The organism is Thermoanaerobacter thermocopriae JCM 7501 (assembly GCF_001310975.1).
Lineage (GTDB): Bacteria > Bacillota > Thermoanaerobacteria > Thermoanaerobacterales > Thermoanaerobacteraceae > Thermoanaerobacter > Thermoanaerobacter thermocopriae.
This window is the reverse complement of sequence record NZ_BAZY01000028.1, coordinates 17447-30388: the sequence shown is the minus strand read 5'-3', so window position 1 is coordinate 30388 and position 12942 is coordinate 17447. Positions and strand designations below refer to the sequence as shown.

Genomic DNA, 12942 nt, shown 5'->3' with positions numbered 1-12942 from the left:
AAAAAATGCGGATGTGGCTCAGTGGTAGAGCATCGGCTTCCCAAGCCGAGGATCGCGGGTTCGAATCCCGTCATCCGCTCCATAAGAAAATGAAGGTTCTGCGAGGTAAAAGCAGAACCTTTCATTATTTTTTTGATATTGACATAATTTTATTTTTTTATAAAATTACAAAAAGAACTATCGATTGTTGTAGAAGGTGAAAGAGATGTTAAATGGCAAAGTAGCGATTGTAACTGGTGGTGCTGGGGACATAGGAAGAGAAATTTGTATAGAGCTTGCAAAAGAAGGTGCTTCTATAGCAATACATTATAATAACAGTTATGATAAAGCAGTGGGACTTAAAGAATACATAAAAAATAATTTCAGTTATGCGGAAATTTTTAAAGCAGATATTTCAGATAGACAACAGGTAGATAATATGATTGATAGTATTTACAATAGATTTGGTCGCATTGATTATCTTATAAATAATGCAGGAATTGCCCAAATCAAACCATTTATAGAAATAACAGAAGAAGATTGGGATAAGATGATGAATGTCAATTTAAAAGGTATTTTCAATTGCACACAAAGTGTTTTAAGGTATATGTTACCTCAAAAATATGGGAGTATTATAAATATTTCTTCAATTTGGGGTATTTCTGGGGCTTCTTGTGAAGTACATTATTCAGCATCTAAAGGAGGAATAATAGCTTTTACAAAGGCTTTGGCAAAAGAGCTAGGGCCTTCTAAAATAAGAGTTAATTGTATTGCTCCTGGAGTAATTGACACTCGAATGAACAACATTTTAAATAGGGAAGAAAAGGAACACTTAATTGAGGGTATCCCACTTATGAGCATAGGGAAACCTCAAGATGTAGCAAATGCTGTATTGTTTTTATTATCTGACAAGTCAAATTTCATAACAGGGCAAGTTATAACAGTAGATGGGGGATTTATTTGAAAGGCTTGGCGAAAGCCTTATTTTTATATCGACTTTTTCAGGAGAGATAGCTCTTCTTCAGACAATTCTCTCCACTGCCCAGGTTTTAGATTTTCGTCAAGGGTAAGACTACCCATGGCCAATCTTTTAAGGTATACGACCTTTTTGCCAACTGATTCAAACATTCTTTTTATTTGGTGGTATTTCCCTTCTCTTATATAAACATAAACTTTTGATACCTCAGAGGATAAAAGAATTTCAAGGTCTGCAGGAAGAGTTTTATAGCCATCTTCAAGTACAATACCTTCTTTAAAAGCTTTAATATCCCTTTCATTTACAAAACCTAATATTTCAGCATAATATTTTTTTATCACATTTTTTTTTGGAGATAAAAGCTTATGTGCTAAATTTCCATCGTTCGTTATAAGAAGCAATCCTTCTGTATCTTTATCAAGTCTTCCTACTGGAAAGGGATTTCGAGCTTTTAATTCTTGCGGTAATAAGTCAATAACGGTTTTTTCAATAGGATCATATGTAGCGCTAATAACTCCTTTTGGTTTATTCATCATAATATATATAAATTCTTTGTAATTGATCTTTTCGCCATCAAATAAAATTTCATCAAATTCAGTATCTACAATTAGACCAGCATCTTTTACTGTATTTCCATTTACCAATACAAGACCTTCTTTAATGAATTTTTTAACCTCTTTTCTTGTACCAATGCCTATATTTGATAAAAGTTTATCTATTCTCATCTTTGCCATATAAATTACCCCCAAAAAGAGTCTATGATGTAATTATAACACGAAATTTTGTATTTTTAGAGTATATGATATTGGTAAAGAGTGGAATCATGATGAGATAAAAAGTGAATTTATTGAAGCGAAAAGCTTAGGCATTAATGTAATGAGAATAAATCTTTTTTGGGAGGATTTTCAGCCAAAACCTGATGTAATATCAGAGGAAGCGGTGAAAAAGTTTGACGAGCTTATCAAGATATGTCATGAAGTTGATATGAAAATCGCGCCTACTTTTTTTGTGGGGCATATGAGCGGTGAGAATTGGGATGTGCCGTGGAGAGAAGGCAGAAATATATACAGTGATTCATTTATGTTGAGGCATCAAATTAAATTGGTACGCTTTTTTGCTGAAAAGTACAAAGATGAATCTGCTATTTTGTTTTGGGACCTTTCAAACGAGCCGGACAATTATATAAAAGCAAAGTCAAGACATGATGCTTGGCTGTGGAACTATGTCTTATCAAATGAGATAAAAAAATACGACTTTACGTATCCTATTGAGCTCTATTTAAGTTATATGCCCGATGTATATAAGACTGACAGGTCTTATTTGATTTATAAGTATGCTAAAGAGCTGAGCGGAATAGAATACAATGTAAAAGTAGAGTCTCCTTATATTGAAGTAAAAGAGTTTGATTATGACGGAAAAACCCTTGTACTCTTTATAAATCATGAAGACATAGATATCGACACTAAGATAAACGTAAGAGAAAAAACAAAAAATAGTGAGAAAATACAAGATTTAATCAGCGGAAGGCAGATTAATTTAGAATATTTAACAATAGAGGCTAATGGAGTAGTTGCAATATTGCTGGAAAAGGGGGTATAAATGGAGGGATGTTCAGACTGACGAGACTTAGTGACAAACCCATATTGTCTCCGGTAAAAGAGCATGAATGGGAGAGGGGGGCTGTTTTTAATGCGGCAGTAATATATGAAGATAATAAATTTCACTTGTTTTACAGAGCCTCTAATAATAAATTTGTGTTGAATACTGAAAAGCCCGAAGAAAGATATAAATTTATATCCTCCATTGGATATGCTGTAAGTGAAGATGGTATAAATTTCAAAAGATTTGATAAGCCTGTTTTAGTAGGTGAGACTCCACAAGAAGCTTGGGGAGTAGAGGACCCAAGGATTACAAAAATAGACAATAAGTATTACATGCTCTATACAGGTTTTGGAGGCAGGGACTGGTTGGATTTTAGAATATGTATGGTTTGGTCTTTTGATTTAAAAAATTGGAAAGGGCACAAAATTGTCTTCGATGAGCCTAATAAAGATGCAGCGCTTTTATCCGAAAAAATAAATGGAAAGTACGTGCTTTTTCATAGAAGAATGCCCGATATTTGGATTGCTTATTCTGACGATTTAGTAAACTGGTATGACCATAAGATTATAATGTCCCCTAAACCTCACACATGGGAGTCAAAGAAAATTGGCATAGCAGGACCTCCTTTAAAAAGAGAAGATGGATGGTTATTAATATATCACGGGGTGGATGACAAAAATGTATATAGACTTGGTGCAGCTCTTTTAGACTTAAAGGATCCGTCAAAGGTTGTTGCAAGACAAAAAGAGCCTATTTTAGAGCCAGAGCTTGATTGGGAAATAAATGGGCTTGTGCCTAATGTGGTGTTTAGCTGCGGTGCGATTGAAGCAAATGACATGTATTACGTATATTATGGAGCAGCAGATACCCATATAGGTGTAGCAGCTATTGAAAAAAGAAAAGTAAAATTTTAAAAGGAGTGTGTTACGTGATAAGATTAAAGAGATTGTCGGATAAGCCAGTACTTGTACCAAAAGCAGAAAATGAATGGGAAAGAGCAGCGGTTTTCAACACTGCAGCAATTTATGACAATGGACTATTTCACTTGATTTACAGAGCTACTGACATTGGACCCCATGCTAAATATGGGAAATATACTTCTCGTTTAGGATACGCAGTTAGCAAAGACGGAATTAATTTTATGAGATTAGACAAACCAGTGCTGAGCAATGAGACAGAACAAGAGCTCAGAGGATTAGAAGACCCAAGGATAGTTAAAATTGACGGCATTTATTATATGATGTACACAGGTTTTGGGGACAGATTCGATGATGACTATAGGATTTGTTTGGCTACATCCAAAAACCTTATAGATTGGGAGAGAAAAGGAGTAGTTTTAGATGAACCTAATAAAGATGCCTCTTTGTTTCCTGAAAAAGTTGAGGGTAAATATGTAATGTTGCACAGGAGATATCCCGATATTTGGATAGCATTTTCTGACGATTTAAAAAATTGGTACGACCATAAACCAATATTAAAACCCATTCCCAACACATGGGAAAGCACGAGGGTAGGAATTGGAGGACCTCCTATTAAGACAAAGGACGGTTGGTTTTTGATATATCATGCAGCTGATGACAATAATGTATATAGATTGGGAGCAGTCCTTTTAGATTTAGAAGATCCATCAAAGGTTATTGCAAGGCAAAAACAGCCTATATTAGAGCCAGAACTTAAGTGGGAAAAAGAAGGGTACATTCCTAATGTTGTATTTAGTTGTGGTAATGCTGTAAAAGATGATACTATTTACGTTTATTACGGAGGAGCGGATACTGTTATAGGTGTGGCTACTTTAGAGATGAAAGATATCATTTTTAACAGGCTTTAAAAGGCCTGTTTTTTATTTACAGAAAAGTACTTGACATGCCAAAAAGGATTAATTATAATACTTATTAGCAGCCGAATTTAAAGAGTGCTAATATATTTTTCCTCTTCTTGGTTCTTCTCGTTCTTATAATTACATCACTCACTCACACCCTTCTTTTGTTTTTAAACTTAATTTTTGAAACTTCATAAATAAGGAGGGGGTCTTTTATGAAGGCGTTGCTATTGGCAGGAGGTTTAGGGACGAGACTCAGACCTCTTACAGATGACCTGCCAAAACCAATGGTTCCTATCATGGGAAGGCCTCTTTTAGAAAGTATTATTTTAAACCTTAAAAAAAGTGGAATAGATGAGGTTGTAATAAGTACTTATTATAAATCCCAGTATATTGAAGATTATTTTAGACAGAAAGAAGATTTAGGTGTAAAAATACACTACATTACAGAAGAATCTCCTTTGGGAACTGGCGGAGCAATAAAGAACGCCGAAAAATTTTTTGATGATACTTTTCTCATTTTAAATTCTGATATTGTCAGCGATGTTAACTATGCAGACTTGATAAAATACCACAAGAGAAAAAGAGCACAAGTAACTATTGCATCTATTGAAGTAAGAGATACTTCTCAGTACGGTGTTATAGAATTTGATGAAAAAGGGTTTATAACTGCTTTTAAAGAGAAGCCCAAACCAGGCGAGAGCAATTCTAAATATATTAACGCAGGAGTATATGTATTTGAACCTGATGTGCTAAAGGAAATTCCAGAAAATACAGTGGTGTCTGTAGAACGAGAGACCTATCCAACGCTTCTTGAAAAAGGGTATAGAATGGCTATTTATAAATTTAACGGTTACTGGATAGACATAGGTACAATAGACAAGTATAAAAAAGTTCATGAGGATATTTTAAGAGGAAAATCAAGATTTATAAGTACTAATTTCTCAAGAGGAATAATTTTGGGAGACAATGTTAAAATTCATCCTACTGCAAGAGTAATAGGACCTGCTTATATTGGAAATAATACTGAAATTGATGCTTATGCTACGGTAGGACCTTATACAGTAATTGGGAATAACTGTCGAATAGGTCAAGAAAGCAAAGTATCCAAAAGCATATTGTGGAATAATGTAAAAGTTCGCAGGTTTGCGAGATTAGACAATGCAGTTGTAACTTCAGAATGTATCGTAGAGGTGAATATGGAAATTAAGAATACAGTGTTTACAGCTAATAGGTTAGCGAGTAGCACAATGACAACTTAATACTAAGCAAACTAAGAAGGGGGTGTGATATGATGAATATAACGGGGAGAAATGTAGCATTTTTAAGCACTTATCCACCAAGAGAATGTGGTATTGCGACCTTTACTCAAGATCTAGTTAATGAAATAAAAAAGATAAAACTTATAAATTTTGCAGGAGTAATTGCAATAAATGACAATAAAGTTTATGAATACGACAGTGATGTCAAATATCAGTTACAACAATTTGTAAGAGAAGATTATGTAAGGTTAGCCAGGAAATTAAATAACTCAAACATAGATTTGCTCGTTATAGAACATGAATACGGAATATTTGGAGGAAAATGGGGAGAGTACTTATTAGATTTGGTAGACAACTTAAATATACCCTTTGTCTTAACTGTCCACACAGTGTTATCAAATCCAGATGAAAAACAACTTACGATACTTAGAAAATTAGGTGAAAAAAGTATTCGCGTAGTAACGATGTCAAAAAATACCATACCACTTCTTGAGAAGATATATCACATACCCTCCTGTAAAATCACAGTGATTCCTCATGGAGTTCCCAGTCTTCCAGTATTGCCCAAGGAAACATTAAAAGAAAAATATGGATTTCAAGGACGAAAAATAATAAGCACTTTTGGTCTTATAAATCCTGGTAAGGGAATAGAGTACGGTATAGAAGCAATAAGTATTGTAGCTCAAAAATACAAAGAGGTACTATATCTAATTTTAGGCCAAACCCATCCAAACATAAAGAGAGAATTTGGGGAAGAATACAGGGAGAGACTACAAAAATTAGTCCGCGAGCTTGGAATAGAAAAGAATGTAAAATTTGCAGATAAATATCTTACAAAGAAAGAGATTTTGGAATATTTGAAGATGTCAGACATATATATGACTCCATACTTAAACAAAGAACAAGCTGTAAGCGGTACGTTAGCATATGCAGCAGGTTTAGGAAAAGTGATTATTTCTACTCCTTATATGTATGCTGAAGAAATTTTAGGTGAAGGAAGAGGTTTACTGGCTAACTTCCGTGATGCAAATTCTTTAGCTAAACATATTGAATATGTATTTGAAAATCCTGAAAAAAGACTACAGATAGAGTCAGCAATTAAGAAATTAGGTAATGCAATGATGTGGAATAACGTTGCTTACAGGTATGTCATAATGATTTTGTCTGTATTGGACAGTAGATCAAGGGAGGAAATTGTGATATAGAGGAAGGGGGAAATGGAATAATGAAGGTATCAACTAAGTTTCAGCATCTTTTCAATTTAACGGATGATACAGGTATTTTGCAACATTCCCTTTACTCTATACCCGATTTGACAAAAGGCTATACTACTGATGACAATACAAGAGCTCTTATTGCTGCTTCAATGCTATATGAAGTTTACAAAGATGAAAAGTATCTTGAGCTTTTAAGAAGATATCTTTCTTTCTTGATTTATGCCCAAAACAGCAAAGGATATTTTAGAAATTTTATGAACTACAATAGAGAATTTATTGAAGAAGTTGGAACTGAAGATTGCTTTGGAAGATGTCTTTGGTCATTGGGATATTTATTAAATACTAATTTGTCAAACGGATTTAAAAATGTAGCACTAGCATTACTAAAAAAAGCTTTACCCAATGTGGCAAATTTAAATTTTCTTCGCGGTAACGCTTATTCGTTAATAGGATTAAGCCTTTTATATAATTCTGATGTTACTGAATTTAACAAAGAGAAGATAAAAAATTTGATGATTTCTATTTCAAAAAAGATAGTCCAAAGATATAGACAAAACAAAGATGGAGAGTGGAAATGGTTTGAAAATGTAATGACTTACAGCAATGCAGTAATTCCATGGTCTCTTCTTAAAGTATACACTGTTACAAAAGATGAGGAAGTCTTAGAGGTTGCAAAAGAAAGTATGGAATTTTTAGCGAAAGTAACTTTTAAAAATGACTATTTTAAACCGGTTGGCTGTAAAGGATGGTACAAAAAAGGAAATGAAAAACCTGCAGAGTTTGATGAACAGCCGATAGAGGCATGTGAAACTGCTCTTATGTATACAGAAGCTTATAAAATTTTTAAAGAAGAAAAGTACAGAGAAAAAGCTTTTAAATGCTATAAATGGTTTTTAGGTGAAAACTCAAGAAATGTAAGTTTAGTGGATGAGGAAACAGGAGGTTGCTATGACGGCCTAACTAAAGATGGAGTAAATTTAAATGAAGGAGCTGAGAGCGTAATTTCACTCATTATAACTGAAATGATAGTGAATCATACAGATATTGTATTTAAGTGATATTCCTTTTTTCTTCTAAAAATTTTATAAAAATTGAAAAGGGTGATACCATATGAAGATCGGTGTGCTCTGGAGGAAATTCAGGAATGTCGAATTTCAGAGGAAATTGATGCCAGACAAAGTATATGACGATGCCTATGATGAAGCATACCATCATTATATGGCCATAAAAGAAGCTGGATTTGATTCAGTTCTCATAGAATGGAAGGAAGATCCATTAGAAACTTATGAAACTATAAAAAAAGAAAAAGTCGATTTAATTTTTAATGCCTCAAGCATGAAAGAAGTAGCGTTTCTGGAAGTATTCAACATACCATACGTTGGGTCTGGATTAGATCTGGTGGCTACCGATAAAAGAATGAGAAAAGACATTGTGGCTTTTCACGGTTTGCCGACACCTAAATATGTAGTTGCGAAAAATTCTCAAGAGATTCCTCCCGTGGGTCATCTTAGATTTCCTTTATTTGTAAAACCTATTAGTGGAAGAGGAAGTGCAGGAATAGATGAAGAAAATATAGTTTATGACAAGGATAAACTTCCACAAGTTGTAAGCAAGATAACAGAAAAAATAGGACAAGCAGCACTAATCGAAGAATTTATTGAAGGAAAAGAAGTGACCGTTGGAATAATCGGATATAAACACCCACAAGTATTGCCTTTATTGGAAGTAGGATATAATAACGTTAAAACTAATACTTATGAACATAAAATGTTTGACAATGAGATAATAAAATGCCCTATGGAAGTATCAAAGGAAGTGGAAGAAAAGATTAAAGAGACGGCTTTAAATATTTATAAGGTTTTAAATGCCAAGGATTTTGCAAGAATTGATATGATTTTAAGCAAAGATAATGTTCCTTATTTCTTAGAATTGAATACATTTGCGGGACTTACAATGTCAAGTAGCAAAGGTGAAAAGCATGTTCATCACGGATATATGGGTTATATGGCAAAAGCGGCAGGTTTAACAAGAGGAGAATTTATTGGGAAGATTATAGAAAGTGCTATAGAAAGGTATAAGTTAAAATAAATTTATTCACAAAATTTATTTGATTTTTGCTATTTTTTTGAGGTATACTTTTTATAGATAAGGTAAACCTCTTCAAAGTTTAGTAAATGAGTGGGGTTACCTTATCTTCTTTTATAAGTTAAGAGATTGGAGGGTTAATAACTATGGATTTTAATGACAAAGTAGTGATAGTGACAGGTGGAGGACAGGGAATAGGGCGGTGTATCGTGCAAACTTTTGCTGATAAAGGAGCAAAAGTAGTTATAGCCGATATTGACGATGAAGCTGGCATAGAAAATGAAGAATATATAAAATCTAAAGGTGGAGACTCACTTTTTGTACATACAGATGTTTCTTTAGAGGAAGATGTTGGGAATTTGGTAGATAAGACGATAAAAACCTATGGTAAGATCGATATTTTGATAAACAATGCAGGTGTTGGAGCAAGAGGGACGATTTACACAAGGCCCATGGAGGAATGGGATAGAGTTATAAATGTCAACTTGAGAGGAACATATATGTGTTCAAAATATGTTGCTCCTCACATGAGAGACAATGGTGGAGGAGTCATAATAAACATTGCTTCTACAAGGGCATTTATGTCAGAACCTCATACAGAACCTTATTCTGCTTCAAAAGGAGGTATTATAGCCTTAACCCACTCTCTTGCAATAAGTTTAGGTTATGATAAAATAAGAGTGAATTCTATAAGTCCGGGATGGATAGAAGTGTCTGAATGGAAGAAAAGTAGAGAAGCTAAAAAGCCCCAATTGACAGAAGAGGACCATTTGCAGCATCCTGCAGGGCGGGTAGGTAAGCCAGAGGACGTAGCAAATGCATGTTTATTTTTATGTTCGGAAGAAGCTTCTTTTATTACAGGAGCGAATCTCATTGTGGATGGCGGAATGACAGTTAAAATGATATATGTTTAATTTTATTGAAAGGGAATGAAGGGAAATGAATAAGACAAAAGAAAAGATTTTTAAAGCGGCGATAAAGACCTTTTCAAAAAGTGGATTTTACAAAAGCACCATGGAAGAAATAGCGGAAAATGCTGGGGTAGCAAAAGGGACATTGTATTATCATTTTAAAAGCAAAGACGATATATTGGAGTTTTTAATTGAAGAAGGTATAAAAATTTTGAAACAAGAAGCAATAGAAGAGATAGGTAAGCTAAATAATGCTATAGAAAAACTACAGAAAATCATCTTTGTACAGACTAATTTTTTGTACAGAAATCACGACTTTATAATAGTTTTGCTAAGCCAGATATGGGGTCATGGGGAAGTTCCTCGCAAATTCAGGGAGAAATTATATACTTATCTTGAGTTAATAGAAAATATTATTAAAGAAGGCAAGGAGCAAAAACTCATTGCTGATTGTGATGAAAGATAGTAGCAGCTGCCTTTTTTGGCATGATAAGTTCAATTTTGGCATTGAAAGTTGTAGAAGATAGTAACCAGAAATTTAATCCACACGATATAACGGATAGTGTGTTTAATTTTGCATTAAAAGGGCTTCAACTTCAATGATAATACACCTCAAAGGAGGTGTTTTTTATTTTTGAAATCAAAGGTACTTTTTTATTGACACATTGAGAAGAGGAGAATATAATAATAACTGTACTGACTGGTCAGTCTAAAAATTGATGAAAGGAGGAGAAAAATTGAAAGCATTTGAAGTGGCAGCAAAAGAAATAGAAAAAATAATAAAAAGTAGGTTTATAAGGGTTGCAGTTATTGTTGTTGCTTTTATGCCTTTGCTTTACAGCTTTCTATATTTATATGCCTTTTGGGACCCTTATTCTATGTTAGATAAACTCCCGATTGCAGTTGTCAATGAAGACAGAGGCGGAGTATACAATGGCAAACAAGAAAACTTTGGGAATGAAATTGTACAAAAGTTAAAAAACAACAAAGAATTTAAATGGGATTTTGTAGATTATAAAAAAGGTATTGACGGAGTTAAAGGAAAAAAATATTACTTTATGATTATGATTCCCGAGGATTTTACTCAAAATATTACAAGTGTTGATTCTTCTACTCCCAAGAAGGCTACTATTGAGTATATAACTAACGATAAGAAAAATTTCCTTGCAACACAAATTGGCAATAAAGCTATAGAAAGTCTTCAAACAGAAATAGCAAATTCTATAAGAAAAGGATATATTGATGCTCTTTTTAAAAGTGTTGATGAATTAAGCAGTGGTTTAAAAGAAGCTTCGGAGGCAGAGAATAACTTGCAACAGGTACGTTAGAATTATATGATGGTGCACGTAAATTAAACGAGAGTATGAGTGCTGCATTAGATGGAAGCAAACAAATAAAAGAAGGCGTATTAGATTTAAGAAATGGCCTTAATCAAGCGTTAAATGGTTCTACAGCTTTATACAATGGAGCAAGTCTTCTTTCGCAAAAATTTTCTGATGCAAGCAATACAGAAGCCTTGTTAAGTGGAATGAATTCATTACAAAATGGAATAACAGGAATTAATCAAGGATTAAATGATGCTTCTAATAGTGCTATTAAACTAAAAGATGGAATCAATTCTCTTGTCAATGGATATAATCAAGTAGGGCAAAATGTTTCTTCTTTCGCCGACAGTATTTCACAACTGGGAAGTGGCTTGAGCCAAATTTCTACAGCTTTAGATAGTGCGCAGGTTGCTTTGAAAGATTATATTGCAAAACACCCTGAAGCAAGTAGCGACCCTGAACTACAAAAAGTCCTTATTGCGATTGCATATTCTAATGCAGGGATTGATAGCATGAGTCAAAACTTAAATAGCGGTTTGACAAAAGTTCAACAATTAAACACTGCTCTTGCACAATTGCAGGAGGCTTCCAATACAATTAATAATGGTATGGATTCTTTAGCATCAGGTCTTTCATATATGTCTCAAGTGTCCAGCCAACTTGTAGACGGTTCAAATAAATTGCACAGTGGCGTAGCCAGCTTAGTGTAGGCATAAATACAGCGGGAGAAAAATTAAAAGAAATTTCAAATGGCTTATATAGTCTCAATAATGGGATAAAAAATTTAAGCGATGGATCCTCAAAATTATATAATGGTGCTAATTCTTTATATAATGGTATGGCACTTCTTAAAGATGGAACTAGGCAATTTGCAGATGGAGCAAAAAGTTTATATGATAATCAGAGGCTTTTAGTGCAAAAATTAGGTGATGCGTCTCAAAAAATAGATTCATCAGGAATTACAACGACTAAAAAGGATATGATTAATGAACCTATAATACTTGATACTAGAAGACTTTATCCAGTTAAAAATTATGGAATTGGGTTTGCACCATATTTTATACCTCTATCCTTGTGGGTGGGTTCATTAATACTCTTCTTCTTGATAGATATTTTTGATAAGGAAAAATACGAAGGAATGAACAATGTTTCTATACAATTAGGAAAATTTATGTCTTTAGCATTAGTAGGTATCTTGCAATCGGTGGTATCAAGTTTTGTACTTGTAGAAGGGCTAAAATTAGATGTGCATAATTTATTCTACTATTACTTAATAAATGCTGTGATGTCTCTCACTTTTATCGCTATAATTCAGCTTTTTGTAATGCTATTTGGCATTGCAGGTAAATTCTTTGCAGTAGTATTATTAATGCTTCAACTAACCTCATCAGGAGGAACTTTCCCAATGGAACTTTTACCTAAATTTTTCAACGTAATAAATCCTTATTTGCCTATGACATATGGAGTTGCAGGACTTAGGGAGGCAATATCTGGGAACAATATTAGCGCAATACTGCACAATATCTCTATAATTGCAGGATTTGGAGTGCTGTTCTTAGTGTTTATAATACTTTTAGCAGAAAAAGCAGATAAAATGGAGATAACGCAAAGGCTAAAGCAAATATAATTTATAGGGCTGCTTTATAGTAGCCCTATAAATTTAAAATTTACATATAGTGTATGTGTTAACAACATATTGACAACAAAAAAGCTATAATTTATAATAAATACAAAGGAAAACGGTTGCGCAAAAATTTGCACAAGGA

Annotated in this window: 13 protein-coding genes, 1 tRNA gene and 2 pseudogenes; 15 read left to right on the top strand and 1 reads right to left on the bottom strand. The window is 33.6% G+C overall.

Annotation, left to right across the window (positions count from 1 at the left end; genetic code table 11):
- Positions 1 to 7 precede the first annotated feature (7 nt).
- Together JCM7501_RS09975 and ymfI are read left to right on the top strand one after the other, a co-directional pair.
- Positions 8 to 82 (top strand) — tRNA-Gly (locus tag JCM7501_RS09975).
- Between the two features lie 123 nt (positions 83 to 205).
- On the top strand, positions 206 to 943 hold the full coding sequence (gene ymfI / locus JCM7501_RS09970) for an elongation factor P 5-aminopentanone reductase (RefSeq protein WP_013149568.1): 738 nt from the start codon (positions 206 to 208) through the stop codon (positions 941 to 943).
- A 23-nt stretch (positions 944 to 966) separates the two neighbouring features.
- Here ymfI and JCM7501_RS09965 read toward each other — a convergent pair whose 3' ends face one another.
- Positions 967 to 1689 (bottom strand): pseudouridine synthase, encoded by a 723-nt coding sequence (locus JCM7501_RS09965; protein ID WP_013149569.1) that lies wholly within the window; start codon positions 1687 to 1689, stop codon positions 967 to 969.
- A gap of 52 nt (positions 1690 to 1741) precedes the next feature.
- Here JCM7501_RS09965 and JCM7501_RS09960 point away from each other — a divergent pair, with 52 nt between their 5' ends.
- From JCM7501_RS09960 to JCM7501_RS15095, 13 genes and pseudogenes are all read left to right on the top strand, one after another.
- Entirely contained in the window at positions 1742 to 2554 is an 813-nt protein-coding gene (locus JCM7501_RS09960) for a glycoside hydrolase 5 family protein (protein WP_081723147.1), read from the top strand.
- An 8-nt stretch (positions 2555 to 2562) separates the two neighbouring features.
- Entirely contained in the window at positions 2563 to 3471 is a 909-nt protein-coding gene (locus JCM7501_RS09955; RefSeq protein WP_028992380.1) for a beta-1,2-mannobiose phosphorylase, read from the top strand.
- Between the two features lie 14 nt (positions 3472 to 3485).
- A complete protein-coding gene (locus JCM7501_RS09950) occupies positions 3486 to 4385 on the top strand; it encodes a beta-1,2-mannobiose phosphorylase (RefSeq protein WP_028992381.1) in 900 nt (299 codons plus the stop codon).
- Positions 4386 to 4591: 206 nt separating this feature from the next.
- Positions 4592 to 5638, top strand: a complete 1047-nt coding sequence (locus JCM7501_RS09945) for a sugar phosphate nucleotidyltransferase (RefSeq protein WP_028992382.1) — start codon at positions 4592 to 4594, stop codon at positions 5636 to 5638.
- Between the two features lie 29 nt (positions 5639 to 5667).
- On the top strand, positions 5668 to 6843 hold the full coding sequence (locus JCM7501_RS09940) for a glycosyltransferase family 4 protein (RefSeq protein WP_028992383.1): 1176 nt from the start codon (positions 5668 to 5670) through the stop codon (positions 6841 to 6843).
- Positions 6844 to 6863: 20 nt separating this feature from the next.
- Positions 6864 to 7913: a beta-L-arabinofuranosidase domain-containing protein gene (locus JCM7501_RS09935; RefSeq protein WP_028992384.1), complete on the top strand. Its 1050-nt coding sequence runs from the start codon at positions 6864 to 6866 to the stop codon at positions 7911 to 7913.
- A gap of 52 nt (positions 7914 to 7965) precedes the next feature.
- A complete protein-coding gene (locus JCM7501_RS09930; RefSeq protein ID WP_012994238.1) occupies positions 7966 to 8943 on the top strand; it encodes a D-alanine--D-alanine ligase family protein in 978 nt (325 codons plus the stop codon).
- A gap of 143 nt (positions 8944 to 9086) precedes the next feature.
- Positions 9087 to 9854 (top strand): SDR family oxidoreductase, encoded by a 768-nt coding sequence (locus JCM7501_RS09925; protein WP_013149575.1) that lies wholly within the window; start codon positions 9087 to 9089, stop codon positions 9852 to 9854.
- A 25-nt stretch (positions 9855 to 9879) separates the two neighbouring features.
- Positions 9880 to 10454, top strand: a pseudogene (locus JCM7501_RS09920) (TetR/AcrR family transcriptional regulator).
- A 134-nt stretch (positions 10455 to 10588) separates the two neighbouring features.
- Positions 10589 to 11179 (top strand): YhgE/Pip domain-containing protein, encoded by a 591-nt coding sequence (locus tag JCM7501_RS15105; protein ID WP_256201376.1) that lies wholly within the window; start codon positions 10589 to 10591, stop codon positions 11177 to 11179.
- A gap of 35 nt (positions 11180 to 11214) precedes the next feature.
- Positions 11215 to 11886, top strand: coding sequence for a hypothetical protein (locus JCM7501_RS15100; RefSeq protein ID WP_256201375.1), 672 nt, complete (start codon positions 11215 to 11217; stop codon positions 11884 to 11886).
- A pseudogene (locus tag JCM7501_RS16270) lies at positions 11856 to 11981 on the top strand (hypothetical protein); the annotation flags it as partial. The gene JCM7501_RS15100 and the pseudogene JCM7501_RS16270, both read left to right, overlap by 31 nt.
- Before the next feature lie 33 nt (positions 11982 to 12014).
- Positions 12015 to 12803: a YhgE/Pip family protein gene (locus tag JCM7501_RS15095; RefSeq protein WP_256201374.1), complete on the top strand. Its 789-nt coding sequence runs from the start codon at positions 12015 to 12017 to the stop codon at positions 12801 to 12803.
- Positions 12804 to 12942 lie beyond the last annotated feature (139 nt).

Coding starts and splice junctions, on each gene's coding strand:
- ymfI (WP_013149568.1), top strand. CDS start 206: ATGTTAAATGGCAAAGTAGCGATTGTAACTGGTGGTGCTGGGGACATA.
- JCM7501_RS09965 (WP_013149569.1), bottom strand. CDS start 1,689: ATGGCAAAGATGAGAATAGATAAACTTTTATCAAATATAGGCATTGGT.
- JCM7501_RS09955 (WP_028992380.1), top strand. CDS start 2,563: ATGTTCAGACTGACGAGACTTAGTGACAAACCCATATTGTCTCCGGTA.
- JCM7501_RS09945 (WP_028992382.1), top strand. CDS start 4,592: ATGAAGGCGTTGCTATTGGCAGGAGGTTTAGGGACGAGACTCAGACCT.
- JCM7501_RS09940 (WP_028992383.1), top strand. CDS start 5,668: ATGATGAATATAACGGGGAGAAATGTAGCATTTTTAAGCACTTATCCA.
- JCM7501_RS09935 (WP_028992384.1), top strand. CDS start 6,864: ATGAAGGTATCAACTAAGTTTCAGCATCTTTTCAATTTAACGGATGAT.
- JCM7501_RS09930 (WP_012994238.1), top strand. CDS start 7,966: ATGAAGATCGGTGTGCTCTGGAGGAAATTCAGGAATGTCGAATTTCAG.
- JCM7501_RS09925 (WP_013149575.1), top strand. CDS start 9,087: ATGGATTTTAATGACAAAGTAGTGATAGTGACAGGTGGAGGACAGGGA.
- JCM7501_RS15100 (WP_256201375.1), top strand. CDS start 11,215: ATGAGTGCTGCATTAGATGGAAGCAAACAAATAAAAGAAGGCGTATTA.
- JCM7501_RS15095 (WP_256201374.1), top strand. CDS start 12,015: ATGGCACTTCTTAAAGATGGAACTAGGCAATTTGCAGATGGAGCAAAA.